At 63.7% G+C, this 25835-nt stretch carries 23 protein-coding genes; 10 read left to right on the top strand and 13 right to left on the bottom strand.

What is annotated here, in order from left to right; translation table 11 throughout:
• Positions 1-8: 8 nt before the first annotated feature.
• From corA to FQU96_RS20995, 4 genes are read right to left on the bottom strand one after another with little or no spacing between them, the layout of a single operon-like run.
• The gene (gene corA, locus FQU96_RS21010; protein WP_146543280.1) at positions 9-1076 is read right to left on the bottom strand and encodes a magnesium/cobalt transporter CorA; all 1068 of its coding nucleotides are present in this window, start codon (positions 1074-1076) and stop codon (positions 9-11) included.
• 28 nt (positions 1077-1104) lie between these two features.
• Positions 1105-1389: a putative quinol monooxygenase gene (locus FQU96_RS21005; protein WP_146543279.1), complete on the bottom strand. Its 285-nt coding sequence runs from the start codon at positions 1387-1389 to the stop codon at positions 1105-1107.
• 26 nt (positions 1390-1415) lie between these two features.
• Positions 1416-2192 carry an SDR family oxidoreductase gene (locus FQU96_RS21000; RefSeq protein WP_146543278.1) on the bottom strand — a complete coding sequence of 259 codons (777 nt, stop codon included), beginning with the start codon at positions 2190-2192 and terminating at the stop codon, positions 1416-1418.
• Between the two features lie 24 nt (positions 2193-2216).
• Positions 2217-2720 (bottom strand): MaoC family dehydratase, encoded by a 504-nt coding sequence (locus FQU96_RS20995; protein WP_146543277.1) that lies wholly within the window; start codon positions 2718-2720, stop codon positions 2217-2219.
• 58 nt (positions 2721-2778) lie between these two features.
• Here FQU96_RS20995 and FQU96_RS20990 point away from each other — a divergent pair, with 58 nt between their 5' ends.
• The 5 genes from FQU96_RS20990 to FQU96_RS20970 all read left to right on the top strand — a co-directional run bounded on the left by FQU96_RS20990 (position 2779) and on the right by FQU96_RS20970 (position 6971).
• Entirely contained in the window at positions 2779-3831 is a 1053-nt protein-coding gene (locus FQU96_RS20990) for an alcohol dehydrogenase (RefSeq protein ID WP_146543276.1), read from the top strand.
• 95 nt (positions 3832-3926) lie between these two features.
• Positions 3927-4379, top strand: a complete 453-nt coding sequence (locus FQU96_RS20985) for an Rrf2 family transcriptional regulator (RefSeq protein WP_146543275.1) — start codon at positions 3927-3929, stop codon at positions 4377-4379.
• A 131-nt stretch (positions 4380-4510) separates the two neighbouring features.
• Positions 4511-5029: a group III truncated hemoglobin gene (locus FQU96_RS20980; RefSeq protein ID WP_146543274.1), complete on the top strand. Its 519-nt coding sequence runs from the start codon at positions 4511-4513 to the stop codon at positions 5027-5029.
• Positions 5026-6645, top strand: coding sequence for a cytochrome c oxidase subunit I (gene ctaD / locus FQU96_RS20975; protein ID WP_146543273.1), 1620 nt, complete (start codon positions 5026-5028; stop codon positions 6643-6645). The genes FQU96_RS20980 and ctaD overlap by 4 nt, the downstream gene beginning before the upstream one ends.
• 11 nt (positions 6646-6656) lie before the next feature.
• Positions 6657-6971 carry a DUF1971 domain-containing protein gene (locus FQU96_RS20970; protein WP_146543272.1) on the top strand — a complete coding sequence of 105 codons (315 nt, stop codon included), beginning with the start codon at positions 6657-6659 and terminating at the stop codon, positions 6969-6971.
• A 12-nt stretch (positions 6972-6983) separates the two neighbouring features.
• Here the strand turns inward: FQU96_RS20970 and FQU96_RS20965 are convergent, their stop codons facing one another.
• From FQU96_RS20965 to FQU96_RS20945, 5 genes are all read right to left on the bottom strand, one after another.
• On the bottom strand, positions 6984-8129 hold the full coding sequence (locus tag FQU96_RS20965; protein ID WP_146543271.1) for a sensor histidine kinase: 1146 nt from the start codon (positions 8127-8129) through the stop codon (positions 6984-6986).
• A 40-nt stretch (positions 8130-8169) separates the two neighbouring features.
• Positions 8170-8352 carry a CsbD family protein gene (locus FQU96_RS20960; RefSeq protein WP_146543270.1) on the bottom strand — a complete coding sequence of 61 codons (183 nt, stop codon included), beginning with the start codon at positions 8350-8352 and terminating at the stop codon, positions 8170-8172.
• Between the two features lie 120 nt (positions 8353-8472).
• On the bottom strand, positions 8473-9972 hold the full coding sequence (locus FQU96_RS20955; protein WP_255468424.1) for a PAS domain S-box protein: 1500 nt from the start codon (positions 9970-9972) through the stop codon (positions 8473-8475).
• A gap of 81 nt (positions 9973-10053) precedes the next feature.
• Positions 10054-10743 carry a glutathione S-transferase N-terminal domain-containing protein gene (locus tag FQU96_RS20950; RefSeq protein ID WP_146543269.1) on the bottom strand — a complete coding sequence of 230 codons (690 nt, stop codon included), beginning with the start codon at positions 10741-10743 and terminating at the stop codon, positions 10054-10056.
• Complete coding sequence (locus FQU96_RS20945) at positions 10740-11945, bottom strand: acyl-CoA dehydrogenase family protein (protein ID WP_255468423.1); 1206 nt, start codon at positions 11943-11945, stop codon at positions 10740-10742. The genes FQU96_RS20950 and FQU96_RS20945 overlap by 4 nt, the downstream gene beginning before the upstream one ends.
• Positions 11946-12130: 185 nt before the next feature.
• On the opposite strand from FQU96_RS20945, the gene FQU96_RS20940 reads away from it, so the two are divergent.
• Positions 12131-12565: a hypothetical protein gene (locus FQU96_RS20940; protein ID WP_146543267.1), complete on the top strand. Its 435-nt coding sequence runs from the start codon at positions 12131-12133 to the stop codon at positions 12563-12565.
• A 362-nt stretch (positions 12566-12927) separates the two neighbouring features.
• Here FQU96_RS20940 and FQU96_RS20935 read toward each other — a convergent pair whose 3' ends face one another.
• Positions 12928-17361 (bottom strand): ATP-binding protein, encoded by a 4434-nt coding sequence (locus FQU96_RS20935; RefSeq protein ID WP_146543266.1) that lies wholly within the window; start codon positions 17359-17361, stop codon positions 12928-12930.
• A 263-nt stretch (positions 17362-17624) separates the two neighbouring features.
• Between FQU96_RS20935 and FQU96_RS20930 the strand changes: the two genes are divergently transcribed.
• Positions 17625-18560 (top strand): aldolase/citrate lyase family protein, encoded by a 936-nt coding sequence (locus FQU96_RS20930; RefSeq protein ID WP_146543265.1) that lies wholly within the window; start codon positions 17625-17627, stop codon positions 18558-18560.
• Between the two features lie 152 nt (positions 18561-18712).
• On the opposite strand, the gene FQU96_RS20925 is transcribed toward FQU96_RS20930, so the two are convergent.
• Positions 18713-20323, bottom strand: coding sequence for an AMP-binding protein (locus FQU96_RS20925; protein ID WP_146543264.1), 1611 nt, complete (start codon positions 20321-20323; stop codon positions 18713-18715).
• 409 nt (positions 20324-20732) lie between these two features.
• Here FQU96_RS20925 and FQU96_RS20920 point away from each other — a divergent pair, with 409 nt between their 5' ends.
• The 3 genes from FQU96_RS20920 to FQU96_RS20910 are packed head-to-tail and all read left to right on the top strand — an operon-like array spanning position 20733 to position 23558.
• Complete coding sequence (locus FQU96_RS20920; RefSeq protein ID WP_146543263.1) at positions 20733-22457, top strand: AMP-binding protein; 1725 nt, start codon at positions 20733-20735, stop codon at positions 22455-22457.
• Positions 22458-22694: an acyl carrier protein gene (locus FQU96_RS20915; RefSeq protein WP_146543262.1), complete on the top strand. Its 237-nt coding sequence runs from the start codon at positions 22458-22460 to the stop codon at positions 22692-22694.
• A 12-nt stretch (positions 22695-22706) separates the two neighbouring features.
• Positions 22707-23558, top strand: coding sequence for a WcbI family polysaccharide biosynthesis putative acetyltransferase (locus FQU96_RS20910; RefSeq protein WP_146543261.1), 852 nt, complete (start codon positions 22707-22709; stop codon positions 23556-23558).
• Positions 23559-23576: 18 nt separating this feature from the next.
• Here the strand turns inward: FQU96_RS20910 and FQU96_RS20905 are convergent, their stop codons facing one another.
• Complete coding sequence (locus FQU96_RS20905; protein ID WP_146543260.1) at positions 23577-24335, bottom strand: GDSL-type esterase/lipase family protein; 759 nt, start codon at positions 24333-24335, stop codon at positions 23577-23579.
• Between the two features lie 26 nt (positions 24336-24361).
• On the bottom strand, positions 24362-25816 hold the full coding sequence (locus FQU96_RS20900) for an amidase (protein ID WP_146543259.1): 1455 nt from the start codon (positions 25814-25816) through the stop codon (positions 24362-24364).
• Between the last annotated feature and the right edge of the window lie 19 nt (positions 25817-25835).

Below are 25835 nucleotides of genomic sequence, written 5' to 3'. Positions count from 1 at the left end.
TTCTTTCCTCAAAACCATCGTTTGCGCTTCATCCAGATGAACAGGCTGGCCACGACGACGACGACGATCGCCCAGAAGAACAGGTAGCCGTACTGCCAGCCGAGCTCCGGCATGTTGCCCCTGTCGCGGTCGAAGTTCATGCCGTAGATGCCGGCCAGGAAACTCAACGGCATGAAGAAGGCGGTGATGATCGCCAGCGTCTTCATCACCTCGTTCATGCGATTGGACGAATCCATCAGGTAGACTTCCATCAGGCCGTTGGCCATCTCGCGATAGCTCTCGATCAGGTCCATCACCGCGACGGTGTGATCGAAGCAGTCACGCAGGAAGGTGCGCGTCTCCTTGGCGATGATCGGCACCTCCGGCCGCATCAGCGCCAGCACGGTCTCGCGCTCGGCCCACTGGATGCGGTGGAACGCCATCAGCGCCCGGCGCGCTTCGTGGATGCGCTTCATCGTCTGGCCGGTTGGCCGGTTCAGCGCCTCGTCCTCCAGCGACTCGAGCCGGGCGCTGACCTTCTCGATGACGGGGAACTTGCGGTCGACCACAAGATCGACCAGGGCATAGACCAGATAGTCGATGCCCTTGCGCCGCAGCCGCGACCCGGTACGCAGCACGCGATCGCGTACCGGCCGGAAGATGTCGTCGTCCTCGTCATGGAAGCTGATGACGTAGTTTTCACCGAAGAAGATCGATACCTGGCGTTGCTTGATCGCGCCGTCGACATACAGCGGATCGTTGAGCACGATGAAGCCCTGCTGGTCGTAGATGTCGAGCTTGGGCCGCTGGTGCGAATGAAAGACGTCCTCCAACGCCAGCGGGTGCAGGTGGAAGGCATCGCCCAGCGAGTTCAACATCTGGGCGCTGGCCCGTCCGGCGACGTCGATCCAGGTCTTCTCCGGGGTTGCCAGGTGGAAAGAGCAGCGCTCGACGGTCACCTCCTCCTCGACCTGGACCTGGTCGGCCGAGTACTCGACCAGGGTGAAGTGCAGCGCTTCCTCGCCGACCGGCACGCGGCCGGACAGCGTGCCCGGCGGTGCGCCTGGCTCCATGGGTCGATGAACCAGGGCATCCATCGGATCCGTCTCCTCGGCGTGCGCTGAGCTAGACCTCTTGCATCACCTTCACATCGGGGCGACCCGCCAGGTAGTCGCCCAGCTTGCGTCCCAGTTCCTTGAAGTGCGGGGCCGCCCGGTGCGCCTCGAGCGCCGCCTGGTCGTCATAGCGTTCCAACATGACATATACGTTAGCGTCGTCGGTCTTGTGCAGCGCGTAGAGCTTGTTGCCGGGCTCGTTGGCGCGCACCGCGGCGGCCAGCTTGCCCATGGTGTCCTCGAAATCCTTGTTGGTGCCCGGCTTGATGGTCAAGGTCGCGATGATGCCCAGCATGGTTCTCTCCTTCAGGGGTTGCGGGTTCACGAGTTCGTCGACGGCGCGGCCGCTTCAAGGCCACCGACATAGAAGCGGTTATGCGTCGGGCTGATGATGATTTCGTTGATGCAGACGCGCGCCGGCAGGCTGGCCACGAAGAGAATCGTGCGGCCGAGGTCCTCCTCCTGCAGCATGCGTTCGAGCTGGTCGGCCGGCGGCTTCACCGGGCGGCGCTCCATGATCGGCGTCGCGGCCTCGCCGGGACAGAGCACGCAGGCGCGAATGCCGTTGGGCCCGTCCTCGACGTTGATGGTTTCGGTCAGTGCGGCGACACCGAACTTCGAGGCGGTGTAGCCCGGCCCGGCCAGGCCCATGATGTACTTGCCGAACCAGCTCGAGACGTTGATCACCAGGCCGTCGCGGCGCGCCCGCATCGACGGCAGGACGGCGTGGCAGCAGTAGAACGTGCCGTCGAGGTTGACGCGCACGATGTCGTCCCAGCCCTCGGCCGCCACCTGGCCCCAGGTCCGCTGGCGCAGATTGATGCCGGCGCTGTTCACCAGGATGTCGATCTTGCCGTGCGCCGCGAGCACGCCGTCGGCGACGCGCTTCACGGCCGCCTTGTCGGCGACATCCAGCAGTTCGATTCCGCAGCGGCCGCCAGCCGCCTGGACCTGATCTGCGGTCTCATCCAGCGTCTGTCGCGTGCGGCCCGACAGCACGACATGCGCGCCCTCGCGGGCCAACGCGACGGCGCCGGCCCGGCCGATGCCGGTGCCCGCGCCGGTGATCCAGGCAATCTTGCCGTCCAGCAATCCCATGGTGTTGCGTCTCCCTGCCGGCCGTCATCCCGCCGGTCGCTTCTTGACGAGATACTGGTGCTCGCCATCCATCACCAGCACGCCATCCTGGTTATGAATCGTGATCTTGACGACGACGACACCGGTCGTGCGTCCCGGCCGCAGCGCACTGATCTCCAGCATCGGGAAGAGCGTGTCGCCGACATAGACGGGTTTCAGGAATCGCGACGACTGCTCGATGAACCCGATCAGCGAGTCGCCCACCACATGCGGAAAGATGCCGGCGCCGGCGGCGGCCTGGATCGCCACCTGCAGGCCGTGCGCCAGCATGTCGCGATGACCGCGCGCCTGGCAATAGACGCGGTCGTAGTGAATCGGATGATTGTCGCCGCTGGCGAGCTGGAAGGCGGCAAACAGCGCCTCGGTCTGCGTGCGTGAGTTGACATAGAAGCGCTGCCCAACCGTCAGGTCCTCGAAATAATGCGAGGGACCGAAGCTGTGATTTCGCGGATCGAACTTTGTCGCCGTATCGCCGACCTTTTCGGGCACGCCCACCTCCGACTAGGATGTCTCGCTTCACTATGTCGATGCTACGAGAGGAAACACCATGCGCGCCATGCAAATCGTCGAGTTCGGCCGGCCACTGCAGCTGAACACCTATGCGGATCCGGCGCCGCAGGGCAGCGAGGTCATCGTGCGCATCCTCTCCAGCGGAGTCTGTCACTCCGACCTGCATCTATGGGAAGGCTTCTTCGATCTCGGTGGCGGCCAGAAACTGGAGGTGACCAACCGCGGTATGAAACTGCCGCACACGCTGGGCCACGAGATCGCCGGTGAAGTGACTGCCGTCGGGCCGGATGCCAAGGACGTGCGTGTGGGTCAGCGCTTCGTGGTCTTCCCCTGGATTGGTTGCGGCCAGTGCGCTGCATGCCAGGGCGGCGACGAGTTGCTGTGCGCGACGCCGCGCACGCTCGGCACCCGGCGCGACGGCGGCTATGCCACGCATGTCGTGGTGCCGCACCCGAAATACCTCGTCGATCACGGCAATTCGCCGATCGAACTCGCATGCACCTACGCCTGCTCCGGCCTCACCGCCTACAGCGCCATCCGCAAGACCGACGGCGTGAAGAACCGCAAGCGGCTGCTGCTGGTGGGTGCCGGCGGCGTCGGACTGGCCGGCCTGGAAGTGGCCAAGGCGATCTTCGACGGCGAGATCATCGTGGCCGACATCGATGACAAGAAATTGCAGACAGCCACGGAGCACGGCGCCCATCGCGTCGTGAACCCCAAGGCCGAGGGGGCGCTCGCCACGCTGCAGCAGGAAACCGGCGGCGGGGTCTGCGCCGCCATCGATTTCGTCGGCGCCGCCGCCTCGTTCCGTTTCGGCTTCGACGCACTGCGCCGCGGCGGCAAGATCGTGATCGTCGGCCTGTTCGGCGGTGATGCGCCCTTCTCGCCGATTGCGATGCCCTTCAAGATGGCCGCGATCGAGGGATCCTATGTCGGCTCGCTCGAGGAGTTCCACGCCCTGATGGCGCTGGTGCGCAACGGCAAGATCGGCGCCATGCCCTACGCCACGCGGCCGCTGGACGCGGCCAACGACGTGCTGGAGGAGCTGCGCGCCGGCAAGGTCGTCGGCCGAGTCGTGCTGCAGCCGTAGCCCCCGCGTCGACCGGGCCGCTGTGCCTTCCGCGATGCGGCATCGGTGTGCTATCAGTCGATAATGGGCATGGACAATACCGCTTCACGGACTGAATGCGCCTGACCCTGCACACCGACTACGCCCTGCGGCTTCTGATGCTGCTGGCGATGGAGCCGGACGACCTGCACACGGTCGAAGAGGTTGCCCGCCGCTATGGCATCTCCCGCAATCATCTCACGAAGGTGACGCAGACGCTGGTGCAGGCCGGCTTTGTCGAGAGCCAGCGCGGTCGCGGTGGCGGCCTGCGCCTGGCCCGGCTGGCCGAGGCGATCAACCTGGGCGCCGTCGTGCGCGCGACGGAGGATGGCTTCGCGCTGGTTGAATGCTTCGATGCCGAGCACAATACCTGCGTGATCGCATCGGCATGCGGCCTGCGGGGGCCCCTGGACGAAGCCCTGCGCGCCTTCCTGGCCGTGCTCGATCGCTACTCGCTGGCCGAGCTGATCAAGAACCCGCGCGCGTTGCAGCGCATGCGGCACCAGCTGGCCGAACCGCGCGTTACATAGAGCCTGCCTTGACGCGATCGTACTGACGCCGTGGATCGTCAGCGACGGAATCGCGCAGCCCCTTAAATAGGTATTTTATATACCTCTTAATGTGATAATAGGACTATAGAATACCTATTAAAGGCCAGCTGATGACGCTGCCCCTTGTGCCTGATGTCCAACACCGCGCCGCCATCACCGCTCGGGTCCAGGCCGAAACGGGCATCGACGACGCGATGATCGGCCGGCTGGTCCACGGCTTCTACGATCGGGTGCGACGGGATCCCCTGCTCGGCCCCGTCTTCGCGGCGCATGTCGACGACTGGGGACCACATCTGGCGAAGATGTGCGCCTTCTGGTCGTCGGTCGCGCTGATGAGCGGCCGCTACCACGGACAGCCGATGCAGAAGCATCTGCCGCTGCCCATCGACGCACGACATTTCGATCGCTGGCTGGCGTTGTTCGAGATGGCCGCCCGCGAGATCTGCCCAGCCGTCGCCGCCGACCACTTCATCGAACGCGCGCGGCGCATCGCCGAAAGCCTTGAGCTCGGCATCGCCTGCAGCCACGGCGTGCTGCTGGCCAAGGGCCAGCGCTTCGTGCGCAACACCGCGCCGGCAGGCGCCAGCCCACCCGAGGCCAGCCCACCCGAGGAAGGAGAGCAAGGATGACCACAGTGTCCGTCGCCGGCAGCCTTCACGACGATCACCCCACCTTCCTGCGACGTTGGCTGCTGTCCACCAATCACAAGGACATCGGCACGCTCTATCTGATCTTCTCGGCGTGTGCCGGCCTGTTTGGCGCGGCGCTGTCGGTCTACATGCGGCTGGAGCTGATGGATCCCGGCGTGCAGTACATGATTGGCGCCGACGGCCAGCCCAGCGGCCATCTGTGGAACACCATCGTGACCGCACACGGCCTGGTCATGGTGTTCTTCGTGCTGATGCCGGCGCTGATCGGCGGCTTCGGCAACTGGTTCGTGCCGATCATGATCGGTGCGCCCGACATGGCGTTCCCGCGCATGAACAACATCTCGTTCTGGCTCCTGGTGGCCGGGTTCGTGATGCTGTGCTGCTCGCTGCTGTTCGGTGGCGGCGCCGGCACCGGCTGGACGATCTATGCGCCGCTGAGCGCGTCGGGGCATCCCGGCCCGTCGGTGGACTTCGTGATCTTCTCCCTGCACCTCGCCGGCGCCGGCTCGATCCTGGGTGCCGCCAACTTCATCGCCACCATCTTCAACATGCGCGCACCGGGCATGACCCTGCACCGCATGCCGCTGATGGCCTGGGCGATGCTGATGACCGCGGTCATGCTGCTGTTCTCGCTGCCGGTCCTGGCCGGCGCCATCACCATGCTGCTGACCGACCGCAACTTCGGCACCAGCTTCTTCAACCCGGCCGGTGGTGGCGATCCGATCCTCTTCCTGCACCTGTTCTGGTTCTTCGGCCACCCCGAAGTCTACATCATGATCCTGCCGGCGTTCGGGATCGTGAGCCACATCGTGTCGACCTTCTCGCGCAAGCCGATCTTCGGCTATCTCGGCATGGCCTACGCCGTGGTCGCGATCGGAATCATCGGGTTCGTGGTGTGGGCGCACCACATGTTCACGGTCGGCATGGACGTCGACACCCGCGCCTACTTCATGGCCGCGAGCATGGTGATCGCCGTGCCGACGGGTGTGAAGATCTTCAGCTGGATCGCCACCATGTGGGGCGGCGCCCTGCGGTTCCCGACGCCGATGCTGTGGGTCCTGGGACTGATCTTCCTGTTCACCGTCGGCGGCGTCACCGGCGTCGTGCTGGCCAACGCCGGCATCGATATTGCCCTGCACAACACCTACTACGTCATCGCGCACTTCCACTACGTGCTGTCGCTGGGCGCCGTATTCGGCATCTTCGCCGGCTTCTACTACTGGATCGGCAAGATGTCGGGCCGCCAGTATCCAGAATGGGCCGGCAAGGTCCATTTCTGGACGACGTTCATCGGGGTGAACCTGACGTTCTTTCCCATGCACTTCTCGGGCTTGGCCGGCATGCCGCGCCACTACATCGACTATCCCGACGCCTTCCACCTGTGGAACATGATCTCGTCGATCGGCGCCTTCATCTCCTTCGCCGCGACGCTGTGGTTCGTTGGCGTCGCCCTCTACACCATCACCGCCGGACGGCGCGTGGGCGCCAACTACTGGGGCGACGGTGCCACGACCTTGGAATGGACGGTGTCATCGCCGCCCCCCTTCCACACCTTCGACGACCTGCCGCAGGTGACGTCGAACCCGCACCCGTGAGTGCGTGAGCAATGCCGCAGCTGCCGGCGGGCCTCGTCGCATACAAGCGCACGCCCCTCTTCGATCAGGACAGCCTGCCGGCCGGTTTGCGCCGCGAGCACCGCACCAAAGCCGGCGTCTGGGCGTTGATCCACGTCGTCGAGGGCCGGCTGCGCTACCGCATCCTCGATCCGGCGAGCGAAGAGATCCTGTGCCCCGGGACGCCGGGGATCGTACAGCCCGAACAGCCGCACGCGGTCGAGCCTCTAGGCCCGGTGCGACTGTTCGTGGCGTTCTATGCAGCCGAACGGCAGCACTCAGCTGAACAGGCTCCACCGCACACATGAGACGCCGCGGTCTCACGTGATGCCAGCAGTGGCCTCATCGAACGTGACGGTGAAGCACACGCCGGGGCGGCCTGCCGCCGTGCCATACGTCAATGTCCCACCGATGCTTTGTGCCAGCGTGCAAACGAGCTTCATGCCGAAGCCGCTGTGTGCTGCCGGATCGAAGTCGGCAGCCAAACCCGAGCCCTCGTCGCTGACCTCGAGCGACAGCCGGCCCGCCGCCGGCCGGCGCAGCGACACGGTGATACGGCCATCGCCATGCTTGGCGGCGTTGGTGACAAGCTCGCTCACGATCACGCCGAGCGGCGCCACGCGCTCGGCCGCCACGCCGGCGTCGACGCCGTGAAAGAGCACCCGCCCGTCGTCGACGGAGACCAGACTGGAGAGCTCGCCGCACAACTGCTCCAGGAATGCGCGGCAATCGACGCGCCCGACCGCCTCCTGGGAGTGAATATGGCGATGCACCCGGGCGATCGTGGCCACCCGATCGGCAGCCTCCATCAGGTGCCGCGCCGCGCTCGCGTCGGGCTGGGCCCGGCTCTGGAGCTGCAGTGTCGTTGACACCAGGTGCAGGCCGTTCATTACGCGATGCTCGAGCTCCCGTGCCCGCATCTTCGTGCGCCGCAGCGCCTTGTCTTTTTCCGCCAAGACGCCGGAGATGGCGTGACGGGCCAGGATCCGCTGCTCGAGGTGGTCCATGGTGATCATCGCGAGACCAGCAAGATGGTCAAGCTGCAGGCGACTCATCACGCGCGGTTCGGTGTCCATGATGCAGAGCGTTCCCAGGTTGAACCCGTCGTGCGTGCGCAGCGGCGCACCGGCGTAGAACCGTATGCCGGCCTGACCCGTGACCAGTGGGTTGAACCGCGACCGGGCATCCTGCCGGGCGTTGGGGACGACCCAGGGCTCCTCCTGCAGGATCGTCGATGCGCAAAGACCCGGGTCGCGGTCAATCTCCGTGAGATCAAGGCCATGACGCGCCTTGAACCAGATCCGGTCGGCGTCGACGAAGCTGATCATCGCGATCGGCGCTGCGAAGAGCCGGGCCGTCAACGCGACGATGCGATCGAAAGTCCGGTCCGGCGGCGTGTCGAGGATCTCGTAGCGCCGCAGCGCCGCCAGGCGATCCGGCTCTCGATCCATCGTGGGGTCGGTCATGCGCAACCTGCGCACAAAGGGGGCGACGCTGGCCAAGCGGCTACTTCCTGATCGCGTCGCGTACGGCGTCCTTGGCCTTGCCGATCTTGCTTTGCACCTTGCCGACAGCCTTCTCTGCCTCACCTTCGGCCTGGGTCTGCCTGTCGCCGGTGACTTTGCCGACCGCCGCCTTCACGGCGCCCTTCACCTGCTTGCCCGCGCCGTCGATCCGATCCTTGTTCATCGCTGGCTCCTGTGCTGTCTGGCACCGCCGTGACGGTGGTGCTGCTGACACACGGGAACGTAGGAACCACCGGGTGGCCGACCAAGAGAGGGAAATACCAGTCGATCTAGTAGTTTTATCTCAGCGCGTGCGCCGCGAGCGTCGCGCGGGTCCCAGCGAATCCTTGCCGGTGATGCCCCGTTCGCGAGCCCAGATGATGGCGGCGCCGCGGCGATTGACGCCGATCTTCTGATAGAGCGACGAAATGTGATTGCGGATCGTGTTGCGCGACAGCCGCAGCGTCTCGCTCATGTCGGCATCGCTCAGGCCCTGACAGATGAGCCCCAGCACGTCGCGCTCGCGCGATGTCAGCTCATCGAGGTCGGCACCGTGCGCGCGCGGTCGGGAGGTCTGGCGCAGCGACGCCAGCTTTTCGACGATGCTGCGGCTGAACCACGACGTGTCGGCCATGACGGTCTCGATCGCCTTGATCAGCTCGTCTTCGGAGCGCTTGCGGTCCGTGATGTCCTGGATGACACACAGCACGCACGTCTCGTCGTTGATCGTGACGGTGTCGGCCGACACCAGGCAATCGACCAGCGCCTCGTCCTTGGTGCGCATCTGCAGATCGACCATGCGGACGCTGCCGGTCTGCTCCAGCGCCTGTTCGAACTGGCGTTGCGCGCTGCGGTCGGCCCACAGCCGCAAGTCGGCCGCGCTGCGGCCGACGGCCTCCGCCTCCTGGTATCCGGACATGGCCTTGAAGGCCTCGTTGACATCCAGCAGCTTCAGTCCCTCCAGCCGGTAGATCACGGCCGGCACGGGCGAGAGCCGGAAGGACGTGGCGAACCGCTCCTCGCTCTGACGCAGCGCCGTCTCGGCCTTTCTGCGCGGATCAAGGTCGGCGAAAGTGAAGAGAAGGCAGGCCTCGTCCGCGATCGTGAGGGGCTCGCCGGCAACGATCACGAACCTGTAGCCGCCGCCCGGCAGCGGCAGGCACCCTTCCATCTGCGGCACGGTGCGGCCCTCCTTGAACCGCTCCAGCGCCAGGTCGCGCTGCGCTGCGTCCGACAGCACGTCGATCCGTTCGAAGGACGCACCGATCACGGCCTTGCGGGTGTAGCCCGTCAGCTCCAGAAAACCGGCATTGACCTTGACGTAGCAGCGATCCGACAGCCGGCAGATGATGGCCGGCGCCGGATTGGCGTTGAACGTGCTCTCGAACCGCTCTTCGGCCAGGAACCGCTCGGTCTCGTCCTTGATCACCAGCACGCCGTAGTCGGGCGTATCGCCATCATCGCCGATTACCAGGCTGCGGATGGAGTGAAACCACAACGAGTCGGGATCGCGCGGCCGGCGCACCTCGACGATCACGTCGCTGAAGGTCTCACCGGCGGCGACCCGCTCGATCGGGTACTTCCCGCGCTCCACCGGCCGCTGGTTGCGATAGCGCAACCGGAAGCGACGACAATATTCTCGCGCGGTGGCGCCGAGGTCGCTGCTACGCTTGACGCCATGCATCGCCAATGCCGCGTCGTTGGCCCAGAGAATCTTCCGGTTGGTGCCGACAAGGACGATGCCGTCGCTCAGGCCGACGATGATCTGCTGAAGTTGTCGGTGATCGCTGCTGGGTCGCTTCAAAGCCGTCCTCCGTCGGCGCATCTCGGCATATGAGGCCCGCCTCATGGCAACAACGGAGGATTCGTGCCGCGGTGCCGGCGCCTAGGTCACGACCACCGCTTTTTGTCCGAAACCGTAGAGGTCGATCATCCGATCGCGCCACGGGATGATCGGATCGCCAGCGTCGAGCAGGGCGAACGACGTCACGCTGCGCGCCCACAGAAAGGCGCTGGCGACGATATAGTCCAGATAGGACGGCGTCTCCCCGCTCAGGAACGGACCGGCTTTGAGCTGCAGGCGCAGCGGCTCCAGGCTGTGGCGGAACGACGCCAGGCGATCGGTGCGGGCGGCGGCCTGGAAGGCCTCGAAATCCTCGGTGCCGATCCACCGGGCGCGACTCTGGCGGAAATAATCGCGGTCCTGCGGGCGCACCCGCGCGTACATGTCGGCGACCATCATGGCGAATATCGCGGCGTGCACGACCGGACCGGTCCAGTTGCTGACGAAGCGCACGGATGCCGGATCGGCGATCAGCTGCGGCTTCTGCGGGTATGTGCGGTCGAGATAGGCCGCGATCGCGCCACTGTCAGGCACGACGGCATCGCCCTGCGCGTGATCGACGATCACCGGCAGCAGCTTCTGGCCCGAGAAGGCGATCTTGTCCTTCTCGGTGAAGCCGACCGGCACCTCCTGCCAGGCCAGCCCCTTGTGCGCCAGGGCGAACTTGGCGCGCCAGCAGAACGGGCTGGGTCGCCGGCCGTCGGTGAACTCCAGATCGTAGAGGGAGATCACAGGCCCAGCATCGCCTTGGCCATGATGCCGCGCTGCACTTCCGACGAGCCGCCATAGATCGTCATCTTGCGGCCGTTGAAGTAGCGCGGCGCCAGCACGTCGGAGCCTTCCGGCCCGATCGGCTCGTCATTGGCGCCCGGCACGCGCTGGGTGGGAAACGGCATGGCATAGTGCGACGCCGCCTCGACGGCGTATTCCTGGACCTGCTGCATCACCTCGGTGCCGCGCAGCTTGATCATCGACGACATCGGCCCCGGATTCTGGCCGCTGGTCAGGCGGGAATAGAATTCCAGCTCGAACATCTCGAGGCCGGCGATCTCGATGTCGGTGCGCGCCAGCTTCTCCTTCCAGGCCGTGTCGCCCAGCAGGGTCTTGTCGCCGTCCGCCGTGGCCGACACCAGCCGCTTCAGCCGGTCGAACGAGCTGCGCAGGCGCGGGCTGTAGGCGCCGCCACCGCGCTCGAACTCCAGCAGGTACTTGGCGTAGGTCCAGGCGACGTTCTCCTCGCCGACCCGGTTCTCGGCCGGCACCTTCACGTCGGTGAAGAACACCTGGTTGACTTCATGCGTGCCGGCACGGTTGCCGTCCGATGTGATGATCGGCTCGACCTTGATGCCCGGCGTCGTCATGTCGATCAGCAGGAACGAGATGCCGTCCTGCGGCTTGCCGGTGCTGGAGGTGCGCACCAGGCAGAAGATCCAGTCGGCGATATGCGCTGTCGTGGTCCAGATCTTGGTGCCGTTGACGATATAGAAATCGCCCTCGCGCACGGCCTTGGTCTTCAGCGACGCCAGGTCGGAGCCCGAGCCCGGCTCGGAGTAGCCCTGGCACCAGATCACATCGGAGTTGCGCATCGGCGGCAGGTATTTGTCCTTCTGCGCCTGGTTGCCGTACTTCATGATCACCGGCGCGCACATGCGCGGCCCGAACGGCGACGTGCCTGGCGCGCCGACCCGCGCCATTTCCATCTCGAAGATGTACTTCTGGGTCGGCGACCAGCCGGGCCCGCCGAACTCCTTGGGCCAGTTGGTGCACAGCCAGCCCTTCTTCGCCAGCCGCTTCTGCCAGTCGACCAGCCGCTCGCGGCTCATGAAGGCGTTGCGCGACACCTTGGTCTCGGCAACGATCTCCGGCGTCAGGTTCTCTTTCAGCCAGTCGCGCACCTCGTTCTGGAACGCAACGTCGGCCTCGGTGAAGTTCATGTGCATGGGCGGTCCTCGCGGGCGGCAGTGCCTTGGTTGGCCGACACGGTATCCTCCGCCGACAGCGCCATCAATGGTGGCGAGATGGCGTTTCGTGGCGCGGAAACCCAAGGCCTGGAGCGCTGCATTGACGGCCCGGTCCAACGGCCCTACGACACCCTCCCACCCGCAGGGGCGATCCTCGAATGACAGGATTGGCAGTGTACCGCGTGCGTTTTGTCGTGCTGGCGCTCCTGGCGGCGCTGATGGCCGTGGCAACGCCTGCCCCGGCGGTGCCGCCCGATACGCCCGACTGGAAGAACTGCGCCGACTTCCTGATCAATGACGAGTCCGAGCCGGCCTGCACCCGCCTGATCCAGGCCGGCACCCTGGCGCCGGCCGATCTGGCACAGGTCCACTACTATCGCGGCATGGGGCGGTATTTTCGCGACGAGTTCCCGACCGCGATCGCCGACCTGTCGACCACGATCCGCCTGACACCCTCGCACGCCGGCGCCCGGATGATGCGCATGGCGGCCTACTGGGACAACAACCAATGGCTGTCGGCCGCCATCGACCTGATGGCCCTGGTGTGGCGCGCCATGCTGGGTAACCTGACGTACGACGAGGATGACGCCTGAGACCATCCACGCCGCCAACTCGTCTCAACCGCGCCATCGAGCCGCTGGCGCCAGGACCAGGTGATCTACTACCGACGGCCCGCACAGCAGCCACGTCCTGACCTGCGCCCAGGGACAGTAGGCGTTGGCGTTCCTCGGAGGATATCGCGCTTATCGGCGAAGGTATCCGCGTTACTGCCGGCCATCGCGAGTAACTGCTCGCATCGCCGTCTCCAGCAGCCTACCGAAATCGTCCCAAGCACATCCAAGCTTATGTAAGTCAGTTGTTCATAGCCAGGCGCTGGATCGATGCTATTCGTGAAATTTTCGCGATGTCGTTCGCTTTCGACACCAGATCATAGTCGCAATAGCGTGCAGATCCACTATCGAGACAAGCTGCCTCTCGCAGCTTCCTCGGCACCGTAGACTTCCGCGTCGAGTAGGTCTTCATAGAGATCCATGGCGCGCGCACGAAGAGGACCTCCGCTCCGTTGAAGCGCCACAGTGACGTGAACGAGATCTTGCCCGACCATCCACATCCCAGAGTGCCGCTCCGCCTTGGTAACCAGCGCAACGGCTTTCTCAGCAACGCTGAGAACAACCTCATCGAAGCCAGGATACAGAAGCAGTCCTTGAAGGCTATCGATGAAGCGATCACTAAGTGCTGCTCGAAGGAAGTGCGTGCTAGCAGCTGCAGCCTGAATCAGCTCCGCAGTTTGTTCGTCGGCCGGAAGCTTTGACGACCAACTGAATGCAGTTGAGATCGCACGCGCATGCGCGCCCTTATCTGCTCGCGCGGCTTCCATTAGAGTCGCATGGGCCGGCAACCTGAGTGTCGGGGCGTTCTCTCGCCAAGCTGCGGCTGCGCTGAACAGCAAACCTAGTTCAACAGCGTCGATCGAACGATCGATGCCAGTCCACAAGACGGAGTACAGGGCGTTCTCAGGTTCAACGATGTGGCCCGCATAAACGAATTCAGCGGCCGCTTGTACAGCCCGACCATCATCGTCGCTGCATGAAAACCACTTTGCCAGGATGCCGCCGAGAACCTCCTTGGGTACAGCAGCCCTCATTCGCCACAGAAAATGCGCCAAACGAAGATCGGTGAATATGAGTGGATCCTTGATCCAAAGATGTCTGATCAAGGCCCCAAACCTTGCCTTGTCTGTCCATGCGAGCGCCCTACCTCGCCAAATGAACGTAGCCGCCCATATTTCGGGATCCTCATGACGCTTCGCGTGTCGCTCCAAGGCTGTGAGCCAACCGTCACAGTCCGACTCATTTCGCGAAAGAAGGCCAGCAGCAATTGCCGATAAGATCGTGAAGTTGTGGTGCGGGAGGATATCGAGCCGATCCCTCCGCCCAAACATGATAGGATTCGAGCTGCTTTCGAGTTTCTCGCTTCGCGAGTTGCGATTCTTTGCTTCAAAGTCTCGACGAGATGAGACTTGCTGGGCAATTTTGTCAGCATCGCCCTCGAGCCAGGACTCGAGAACCTCGATGACCTCATCATTCAGCCCTCTGAGGCGATCGGCCAATGCCTCAAGTGCGTGGGCTGCATCCTGCCGCCAGGATTCAGATGAAAATCCTCGCCCACACAAATCGAGTATCAAAGTTAGTACTTCCGATGGATCAATCGTGTTCACGCCAGCGAGTTCGCGCACTAAGTCGCCCGCCGCCCTTTCGTGTTTGCCAACAATCATGCGCTCGCGCGCGATTCGACAAGCGCGTGCCGGATGCACCTTTCCAAATGCTCCGAACGCATCGGCCAGCTGCCGTACACCACCACCGCGACTGGCCGGCCTGTGAAACCTTCGGTCGCTCGTCTGATCGTCAATTTTGTTGAGCATTCCCACGATCGCATCATCATGCGCGCGCTCCATCTCCGCGGCAGTCATCGGCGATCCGACCAACGAGGCCATGCGACGAGCATTCGGCGGCCCTTTGATCTTCGGTTGTTTCGCGCGCCACTCGCTTATTTGGCGGTGCCGGCGAGCACTGAGGACATGCCGCGGGAGCCGTTCGAGGAGAGGTAGCCGTGCCTCCTCTGCCCATTGCAATCGGCACCGCTTCAGTTCGGCATCTGCCTCAAACGCCTCCGGACCATACTGTACCCAGCGCTCTATGCTATCACGAAGCTCGCACAAAACGTTCCGATCGAGTTCTGGGGCTATCACTCCAACAAGCTCATGAGAATGCCAACCTTGAATGAGATGACCTACGTTGTTCTCATCATCAACGTGCACACTGCCTATGTTGAAGCGGCGAGGATCATCCAGCAAGAATCTCACCGATTTCGGGGCAAGTTTAGGTCCAGCAGCGATAAGGGTCGCAGCGATCACCTGTTGTATTTCATCGACTTCGACTTCGCACAACGGTTCGAGTAGGAACCACGCCTCTTCGGCATGATCAACAACCGACTTCTCCAGCGCAGAGAGAAAGGCTCCAAACACACTTCCGAGTTCATGAGGATGGTCCCAGTCCCACGGCAACGACCGTGATCTGGGAAACTCGTCGCGCACTCGGTGCGGATCTTCGACCTCCGCCGTTGCCAACTTCAGAAACCAAGGGACGAGTGTGCGAGCTAGGCCGAACGGCGCTGCATCGGCGAGCTTTTCCAGTTCATAGAGCTTGGGATGATGATCGCGATTGATCGCTTGGCGAGAGAGCCAGAGCTGGACGACTTTGATCGCCTCCTCGTAACGGCCGCCAGATCTTAGCCTGCTCACAAGTCTGCTAACGTTATGCTGATCAACCGTGGTTCGGCCGAAGATTGTGTCGAGCCGGTCGGCGGCCCCCCTACCTATAAGGCCGGTCAAATCAAGAAGCTGAAATACGATTAGATCAAATTGCTCTGCGTCCCAGTGCAGATTGACCAACCCCCAAACATGATCAGAGTCGACGCATGCCTCTGCGGCCAGGAGTTGAACGGCCTGCCAGCGCAGGTCATGCTGCATCATCACTGCCGGCAGTGCATCGCGCAGGGCGCCTCGCCATCCCTCCCAGCGTTGGGCGATTTGGCGCAGCGCCCGGCTCGCCAGAGGGAAATCGGTCCTGACCCACGTCTCGACCCAACCGCCCTCGGCAGATAAGGGCGTTGGATTGGTGGCAATCAAGTCAACTATCAGGTGGTGGATGTGACGGCGTGTCCGCTTGGCACGAAACAGCGCATGCAGTGCCCTCACGAAGGATTGCTGATCATATGCGCGCAGGCGTTGGAGGCCCCTGGCCACGGTCGCTCTGATGAAAAGACTGTCCTGATTTTGCCACACATATTCGGCGAGATCGGTCCCAATCCGAAAGGCTTTGGCCTGAAAATCGTCGAGCCAGGTCTGATGTGAAAAGCCGATCGTGTTTCCGTTCCGGCGGATCAAACCGCACGCCTCGCAACATCGTATGGCGTCTCGGAATTCCAGTTCGAATCGATCGGAGGGGCGCCACAACGACTCGGTTTCAATCATCTCTGACGCCAGTTGAACCATGAAGGCAACGCAGTCACGCCGCTCGTCGGGCGCACCCAGATCTACTGTATCCAGCCAGCGCTCCAACAGATAAGCGGAGCCGAGGGACGAAACGTCGACACCACGTTTGACGAGGTCCGCATAGAGCTTGAGCGCAAACGGCCTGCGTAATGTTTGACGTAGGCCAGGATCGATGCCGCTCTGGTCGATACCCAATACGCCAAGCAATTCGACCACTTGCTCGGCGCTGAATAAATCTAGACGAAATTCTTGAGCACCAAGGCGACGGAAGCGGGCATCGTGGGCAGCCTCAAACGGTCTCGATGAGATCAGGGCATGAACACGTAGCGCAATCCCACCGCCTGAGGAGCGCTCACGGAGATTGCGGACCAAGCGTAGCAGCAGTCTCATGCGCTCCGATCGACGGTCCATGACATTACTCACGGCGTCCAGTTGGTCGATCAGCAGTGCCACCGGACGATGCATCGCCAGTGCGGCGATCTGATCCTCCAGGTCGCCGACCATGCCAAGTGCGCACCCCACCTCGTCGAGTGCCGTCACTGTTGCTGGGATCATGTCGGCCTTGATGGCGAAGGGTATGATTCCGCGCTCAACGAGCCGTTCAATCATCTCAGCGAGCAGAGCAGATTTCCCCGAGCCAGCCTCACCAATGAGGAGCGACGTTCCAGCAGGAGTTTTCTCAATATGATTAAGGAGGCTCTGCAGCAATGGCCGTTCGAGTGTCACACCCAAAATGTCCTTCGGCCAGTTCTGCAAATCCGCTGAGGCTTTAGCAGCATCAATCTGCGCACGATTCAAATCGATCACTGTGATCCTGGCATCCGCGCGCTCACCTTCAAGTATCTCACGCACGCGACTGACATCGGCGAACAGAGCTTCGGTCGTTTGGTGATGCACAACTTCACGCCAGTGCTTTGAGCAGTACAGTTCCGATTTCAATGAAACGAAGAACGCCTCAAAGGCCAAGATCAGTGTAGAGCGATCAGTCTGGAATACACGCAAAAGTGTCCCATCGACATTTCCGTCCTTGGCAAAGCGCAAAACGAACATATCGATGTAACGATTGGCAAGGTCTTCTGGTTGAATCAACTGCGAAGGATCTTCAAGAGCAGACCGCATGACAGGCAGGATAATGCCATCCAAAAAGCTCGCGGACCTCAATCCTTCGGCAAGAGGCGGTGCTCGCCGGGCTGCGTGTTCAATCGCGGAAGCACAGATGGCACCAAGTTCGGCGCACGCTTTGCGATCTTTTACTCGCTTCAGTAGCCCTTTGCTGACACTGTCGATCAGCAGATTGGTCAACTTTCCGGCGAGGAGTTCACCCAGCGCTACCATTATTTTTGCCGATCTTGCTGTCTCGCGAGTAGTATTTCCTCATCATATCAGAATCTCACTGGTCAGTGATACTTGAAGACAAAAATTTGAGCAACTTGCGAGTGTATATGGGCCGATATCGACCAGCACTTGCCGCCTACCGCTTCATTGGATGTCAAAGTGAGAGAAGGCCCGAGCAGCAATACGGTCTGTGGGATCCAGAAGCTTGCAGAAGATGGCCAGAGCGACAACCATGTGGTCAAAATACCAACCGGGGACGCTCCATGCGAATCAACCGCGCGATCGAGCTGCTGGCCCAGGGCCAGGCGATCTACTACGACGGCCCGCACAGTGGCCATGTGCTGACTTACGCCCAGGGCCGGCACGACGCCGGTACCTGGGCCGACTACATCAATGTCGGCATGGAGCATGGCGCCTTCGACATGGCGGGGCTGGCCGAATACATGCGTGGCCTGGTCGACGGCGGGCCGACGCGGTCGGGGCACCGCACGCCCGGCGTGATCGTCGAGGCACCGGTCAACGGCACCGACGCCGCCAATGTGCGGTTCAACGCCTGGCAGTTCCGCCAGATCCTGGGCCGCGGCGTGCATGGCATCCTGCTGTGCCAGGCCGAAACGGCCGATGCGGTGCGCGCGTTCGTCGAGTCGTGCCGCTACCCGTTCCAGCTGGCGGGCGTCGATCCCGCCCTGCCCTCGCCGCTGGAACGCCTCCGGGGTGCGCGCCGTCCGGATGACCATGCGCGACTCGGAGTCGGCACGCGCGGGCGCGGCTCGGAGCCGACAGCGGCGCCGGTCTGGGGCCTGGCGCCGGATGACTACATGCAGCGCTGCGATCCCTGGCCGCTCAACCCGCAGGGAGAACTGCTGCTGGGCGTGAAGCTGGAAAGCCCGGAGGGCGTCGCCAACTGCGAGGCGATCCTCGACGTGCCGGGGCTCGGCTTCGCCGAGATGGGACCCGGCGATCTCAGCCTGTCGCTGGGCTACACCACGATCCCGCGCGATCCCTACCCGCCCGAGATGCAAGACGCGCGCGATCGCATTCTCGCCGCCTGCCGCCGGCGTGGGCTGGCGTTCCTCGAGGGATGTGCGCCGGAAAACATCGTCGCCCGGATCGACGAAGGCGTGCGCGTGATCGCCGGCCATCGTGAGGACACCGCCAAGATCGGCCGCGCCCACCAGAAACGCACGATGGCGGTGTGATTAACCTCTCCCGCTGGCGGGAGAGGTCGACGGGCGCGCGAGCGCCCGGCGGGTGAGGGGCTACACACGAGGCACCCTGTCCTTGATCCCTCACCTTCCCATCGTGCTGCGCACGATGGGCCCCTTCCTCTCCCGCTCGCGGGAGAGGAGATTCAACCCACCACCGGCAGGCGCTTGCGCAGTTCGACCTTGTGTACCTTCTCCAAGGTGCTGCGCGGCATGTCGGCGACCAGGAACACCTGGCGTGGCCGCTTGAAGTCGGCGAGCTTCGCGGTGCATTCGGCCATGATCCGCTCGGGTAGCTCGTTGTTGCCCTCGACTGGCGTGCCCTCGATCGGGATGACGAAGGCCACCGGCACCTCGTCGAGCATGCGGTGCTTCTGCGCCACCACGGCGCATTCGCCGACACCCGGCACCAGGGCGATTACGCGCTCGATCTCGGACGCTGCGACGTTCTCGCCGCCGACCTTCAGCATGTCCTTGTCGCGGTCGGCGAAGGTGATCGCGCCATCGGCATCGAGCGTCACGCGATCGCCGGTGATGAACCAGCCGTCGTCGGTGAAGCTGTCCTGCGTGGCCTGCGGGTTGTTGAGGTACTCCAGGAAGATCTGGATGCCGCGCACGCCGTGGCATTGCAGATGCCCGGTCTCGCCCGGCGCCACCGGCGTCTGCATGTCATCGCGCAGGATGCGGATGCCGTAACCCGACGCCGGCCGCCCGGTCGACATCGGCCGATTGCGCAGCAGCGCGTCGCCGATGATGCCCTGGCTCACGGTCTCGGTCATGCCCCACCAGCCGATGGTGCGCACGCCGAAGACCTGGTCAAAGGGCGGCTCGTTGACGGCGTTGCCGAACATGCGGAAATGATGCTTCGGGATCCCGTTCTGCATCAGCGCCTTGAGGAAGAACGGCAAGGTCGAGGCCCAGGTGCATTTGTTGCGCAGCGCCACGTCCCACCAGCGCCGGGCCGAGAACTTCGGCTGCATCACCACGGTGCCACCGGCCCACATCGTGGGCAGGATCGAATAGGTACGCGCGTTGGTGTGAAATGACGGCATCACGACGTGATGAACGTCGTCCTGGGTCAGCATCTGGTGCGCCGCCGTCGTGCGGGCGCCCCACAGCGCGTTGCCCTGCGTCCACAACACGCCCTTGGGCCGCGACGTGGTGCCCGACGTGTACTGCACCGAGCCCGGCCGCCAGGGATCGGCGGCCAGTGCCGGCAGGTCGGCCGGATCGCCATCGAGCGACGAGAACGCGCTGGCGCGATCGGGCGCCAGGCCAGCCGGCGGCGCGCCACCCTCGACCAGGTGCTCCGTCACGGCCAGCCAGCGGATGTTCCTGGCATTCTTGGCCACGACCTCGGCCAGCTCGGGCTGCGTGATGGCGGCGACGGCGCCGCAATGCTCGGTAAAATATTCCAGCTCGGCACCGGCCGAGCGCGTGTTGGTGGTCACCACGACAGCACCCAGCCGGGCGCACGCGAACCACAGGAATTCCATCTCGGGCGAGTTGTCGAGGTGCACCAGCACGGAGTCGCCGGCCTTGATGCCGCGCTTGTGCAGGCCGGCCGCGACACGCAGCACGCGGTCGCGGAACTGGCCATAGGTCCACACCTGGCGCTCGCCGTCGAACGGCTCCCAGACCAGATAAGGGTGATCGCGCCGCGTCTCGGCACGGAAATCGAGCAGCCAACTGACATCGCGGCCAGAAAAAGGATTCACGATGCGACCGCGCGAATCGGCGGGTGTAAACGAAGACATGAGCGACACTTTCGTCCGTGGTGTTTCCTCAGAACACTGCATCATAACCATCTGCATCAGCACTTCCACATGAGCGGCCGCGCCAACGCTCGATATTTCCGCTAAACAAAAAACCGAGGCGCCGCGCCGTACACGCTCGCAAACCGCATCTGCAATTTCAGAACTTGCGTGCACCAGTGTGAGTCGATCGACGGCAGCGTGATCGCACGCCCGCGCGTTGACACCAGCGTGCACGTTACCTAAAGTGTCAACAGAACCGGCTACAATAAAGTTTTATCACTATTTTGAAACATCAATAAATATACTTCCGGATCATGGAAAACGCCGGCATTTCAAGAAAACAGTCATAATCTTCGTCCAGTAATTGAGCTGCGATATTCGCAGCAGCGCCGGAGTTCCACAGTCGACCATGGCGTATGAAAATATCGAGCGCACGCGCCCGACGGTTGATCGCAGCGCCCACGACGTGATCGCAGCAGGCGGCAGGCCCATTCGCACGATCAATGATGCCATGCGGCAGCACGCTGCTCAGCGTCCGCACGATGTCTTTGCCGATTTTCGCGCGCGCGGCGCATCGCATCAGCTCACGTTCGCCGATCTGCTCGCGGGTTCAGGCCGGTACGCAACGCATTGCGCGCGCCATGGTGTTGGTCCCGGTGACGTCGTCATCATCATCCTCGACCACGGCCCCGACCTCGCCACAAGTTTTTGCGGCGTGATGGAACTGGGCGCCATCCCCTCCTTCATGCCCTACGCGACGCCGAAGCAGGACGCCGCGTACTACTGGACGTCGCACAAGAAACTGTTCGATCGCATCGAACCGAAGCTGATCATCACGTTTCCCGCCAATCGCGACAAGTTCGCCGCGCATTGCCCGGAGTACCTCGATCGACTGCTGCTGACGGAAGCCGTCACAGACCCAGCGACCGCCGCTGCCATGGAGGAGATCGACCCCGATCAGGTCGCCCTGCTGCAGCACAGTTCGGGGACCACATCGCTGAAGAAAGGCGTGATGCTGACACATCACACCATCCTCGATCAGGTCACCACGTATGCGCAGAAGCTCGACTTCGGGCCGGATGACGTCGTGGCCTCGTGGCTGCCGCTCTACCACGACATGGGTCTCATCGCGACGCTCATGATGCCGCTCATCGTGGGTTCGCGCGTGGTGTTCCTCGATCCCTTCGAGTGGGTCGTACGGCCCGAGTCTCTGCTGGATGTCATCGAGACCAATCGTGCCACGTTCTGCTGGCTGCCGAATTTCGCCTTCAGTCATCTCGCCCGCGTCGTGCCCCCTACCCGCACCTTCGATCTGTCGTCGATGCGCGCGTTCATCAACTGCTCGGAACCGTGCAAGGCCAACACTTTCCGTACATTCCTGCAGCGCTTTCATGCCGCTGGCGTACACGAGCACGCATTGCAGGTTTCCTACGCCATGGCGGAGAACGTGTTCGCCGTGACGCAGACCGATCTCTCCCAGCCCTTCAAGCCCCTGCGGGCCGATCGTGCCGCGTTTGCCCAACACGACCGTATCGAGGAAGTGTCGGGACAGGGCGATGCCATCGAGTTCCTGTCCTGCGGTCCGGCGATCGCCAACACCCAGATACGGATCGTCGGCAAGGACGGCGCCAAACTCGACGACGGCGCTGTCGGCGAGATCGTCATCCGCGGCACGTCATTGTTCGCCGGCTACCATCGCCTGCCCGAACAGACGGCACGCAAACTGCGCGACGGCTGGTACCACACCGGCGATCTCGGGTTCCTGTGGCAGGACCACCTCTACGTCACCGGTCGCACGGACGATCTCATCACCGTCTACGGCCGGAACTATTATGCGCACGAGATCGAGGACGCCGTGAACGACGTCCCCGGAGTCATTCCCGGCCGTAGCGTCGCCATCGACGTCCCGGCAGCTGAACTCGGCACGAACCAGATCGTCGTCATGCTGGAAACGCGCGATGAAGGCGCTGTGCAAACCCTGCCGCGTCAGGTCAAAACCCGCGTCGCCGCCGCCATGGGACTGGTCATCAACGCGGTCGTGGTGGAGACGCCGGGTACGCTGACCAAGACGACGAGCGGCAAGATCAGCCGCGAACTCAACCGCCTGCGCTACCTCAATCGGGAATCTCGCTGAATGTCTCAGGACCTCACTTTCGAACGCGTCCGCGATGTGATTGCCGACACCTTCGGTGTCGACCCGGCAACCATCACGTCGGAGACATCGGCGGAGGATGTCAACGGCTGGGATTCGGTCGCGCATGCCTCGCTGATCGTCGGATTGGAGGGCATCTTCGGCAAGACGATTCCCATCGACCGCGCCTTCGATGTGCCCAATGTCGGCGCACTCGTCGAGTTGCTGCAATCGCTGTGACAGGGCGCCGACATGGCCAAGCGGATCCTCATCTACGCCAATTGCCAGGGCCTGGTGGTGGCAAAAGCCGTGCGCGCTCACCCGGACCTGGCCACCACGGACATCCGGATCGTCGAGAACTATAAGGATGATCCGGCCGTCCAGGAGGTTGCCGCCAGTTGCGATCTGGTGCTGGCGCAGATGGTCCACGGCGAGAAATTCCGCAAGAGGTTCGCCGCCATTGTCTCGGCGCTGCCGCCGGATGCGAGAACCGTACGCTTCCCCGCGATGCACGCCAGCCACTTGTGGCCCCAGTTCTTCCAGGACTACACGGTCAAACCGGAACCCGGCTACAAGCACGGGCGCTTTCCCTGGGGCGACAAGCTGCTGATCAATCTTGTGCGCCAGGGCGGATCCAAGGCGGCGATACTGGAGCAGTACCTCGCCGCCAATCTGGCGGAGAAGTTCGACCTCAAGGGCCTCTATCGATTGGCGCTGGGTGGCATGCAGCAGCTCGAGACCGAATGCGACGTCGCCATTTCCGACATCTACGCGCAGAACATCTTCGAGCGGCAGACGTTTTTTTCGCCCTACCACGCCGCCAACTACATCGTGAACGCAATCTCCAATCGCATGTTCGCCGCGCTCGGGCTTCGCACGCTGCAGGACGACGAGCTACCCCAGGGCAATCTGCTGCGCGACGCCGAACTGCCGATTCACCGCAGCGTCGCGGCGTTCTTCGGCGTCAAGTTCATCCATCCGGACACCACCTACCTGTCGCGCGCGGGCACGCAGGTGAGCGAGCGCGAGTTGTGCTCTGAGTACATCGACTGGCTGCTGCAGCGCCAGGCGCAGGCCGCTCAGCCGGCAACCGTCACGGCATGAGCTAACGCCGCATCCGCATCAGCGCTTGCCGCCGCGCGACAGGGTCGCTGCCAGCGTGTCCGTGACCACTTCGTAGCCCTCGCGGCGCAAGTGCAGGTGGTCGCCGGTGTAGTAGTGGCACCGCGCCTTGTCGTATGCCTCGCAGAGCAGCTTGTCGTGAACCGGCACGAAGGTATAGCCCTGCGCCGCCGACAGCAGAGCCAGGTCGTGGTTCACCGTCTTGATCTTGTCGACGAAGCTGGCGAGGCGTTCACCGCGCGGCAGCATTGAAATGACGACCAGCCGGGCCGCGGGCGCGCGGCGTCGCTCTTCGGCCAGCACGGCCGCAATGCCCCAAACCACTTCGCAGGCCGGCCGGTCGAGATTGTTGGTGCCGATGAGATTGATGATGTCGGCCCGCAGGTCGGCCGGAAAGTCGACCTGCTGAAGCCGCCACAGCACGTTTTCGGCGCGGTCGCCGTTGACGCCGAAATTGAAGGTACGCCCCGGCAGCCGGCGCTGCAGGATATCCAGGGGCCAATTGTAGGCCTGCGAATCGCCCACGAGGTAGGTGTCGAAAGGCGCCTTCGCCATGGTCTCGCGCTGACGCTCCACGTGCCGGCGCCAGTCGCCGATGCCTTTGGCATCGCCCGATCGCGGCGCGGGCGTCGTGGTGACCACGGGGCCCGCCGGTGCCGGACAAAGGGGCGCCCGCTCCTGGGCGTAGCCCGCCGGCACGACAACGCCGGCGGCCGACAAAGCCAGTGCTGCCCATGCGAGACAGGAACGCCACACCATGACTCTACTCCTCGCGTGTTGGCGTATCAGTCGCCATAACCCGGTGGCGGCGTGAAGCCCCCGATGAGGTCGGCGAGCCACTTGGCGACATCGATCGCCGTGCGATCTTCCAGGTAGGGTCCGACGATCTGCATGCCGACCGGAAGGCCGGCCTTGGTGCGGCCGACCGGCACGGTTGCCACCGGCAGCCGCACGTTACCGATCAACCCAGCCCAGCGCATCGCGTCTACATAAGGCCGGGCCTGACCGTTGACCGTGAGCCGCCGCGACAGCATGTCGGGCGCATGATCATGCGGGAATGCAGCGGTCATCAGCACCGGGCACAGAAAGACATCCCAGTCGCGGAAGAAGGTGCCCCAGATCGCCCGCTCTTTCTGCCGCACGGCACTGGCCTTGATGTAGGTCGCATGACGCATGGTGGCGCCGCGCGCAAAAAGGTCGCGATAGGCCGTCGAGTCCCCCGCCGCGACGGCCTTCGCCTCCAGGCCCTGCATCACCGGCTCCGGAAAATCAGCCGACATCGTCGCCGCGAGCATCTGGTAGTAGGTGCGGAAACTCTGACCGAAATCGAGGGCCGGCTTGGCGTCGGCGACCTTGGCGCCCGCCTTGGACAGCGCCTGCGCGGCAGCCCGGATCAGATCGGTGATTTCATTGTCGACCGGACAGAACGGATCGTCGGCGCAGACCGCGATCCGGTAGTCCTGCCGTCGCACCTGCCGCGGCGGCGGCAGGTCGACCCGCCAAGCCGGCGCATTGAACTCGTCCGGTCCGGCAACGATCGACAGCGCCAGATCGAGATCATCGGCCGAGCGCGCCATCGGACCGACGACGGCGATATCGACCTGCAGCAGCGAGTTGGGCGGACCCGGCACGTGGCCGCGCATCGAGACCAGTCCGTAGCTCGGCTTGTGGCCATAGACGCCGCAGAAATGCGCCGGATTGCGGATCGAGCCGCCGATGTCGCTGCCCAGTTCCAACGGCGTCAACCCGGCGGCCAGCGCCGCCGCCGATCCACCGGACGAACCGCCGGGACCGCATGCCGTGTTCCAGGGATTGTTGGTGGTGCCGTAGACTTCGTTGTAGGTCTGCAGGTCGCCGGCGAACAACGGCACGTTGGTCTTGCCGAAGATGATGGCGCCGGCGTCGACCAGGCGCTGCACGGCATCGGCATGACGCTGCGCGGCATTGGCCTTGAGCCCCGGCGAGCCCGCCGTCGTGGGCAGGCCGGCGACATCGAAGCATTCCTTCACCGTCATCGGCAGCCCGTGCAGAGGGCCCCACGATTGGCCGCGCCGGCGTGCATCGTCGGCCTGCCGGGCGCGCTCGCGTGCCTGCTCGGTGTCACGCACGACGACGGCGTTGAGCGGCGGGTTATGGCGGTCGGTCCTGGCGAGCAGGTGGTCGAGCAGTTCGAGCGAGCCGACACGGCGCGCCTCAAGGTCCGACAGCAGCGCCGTCGCCGTCCGATAGCCGAGATCCATCGCGGTTCCTCCGGGTTTC

This window comes from Reyranella sp. CPCC 100927 (assembly GCF_007859315.1).
GTDB lineage: Bacteria > Pseudomonadota > Alphaproteobacteria > Reyranellales > Reyranellaceae > Vineibacter.
This window is presented reverse-complemented; position numbering and strand designations above follow the sequence as displayed.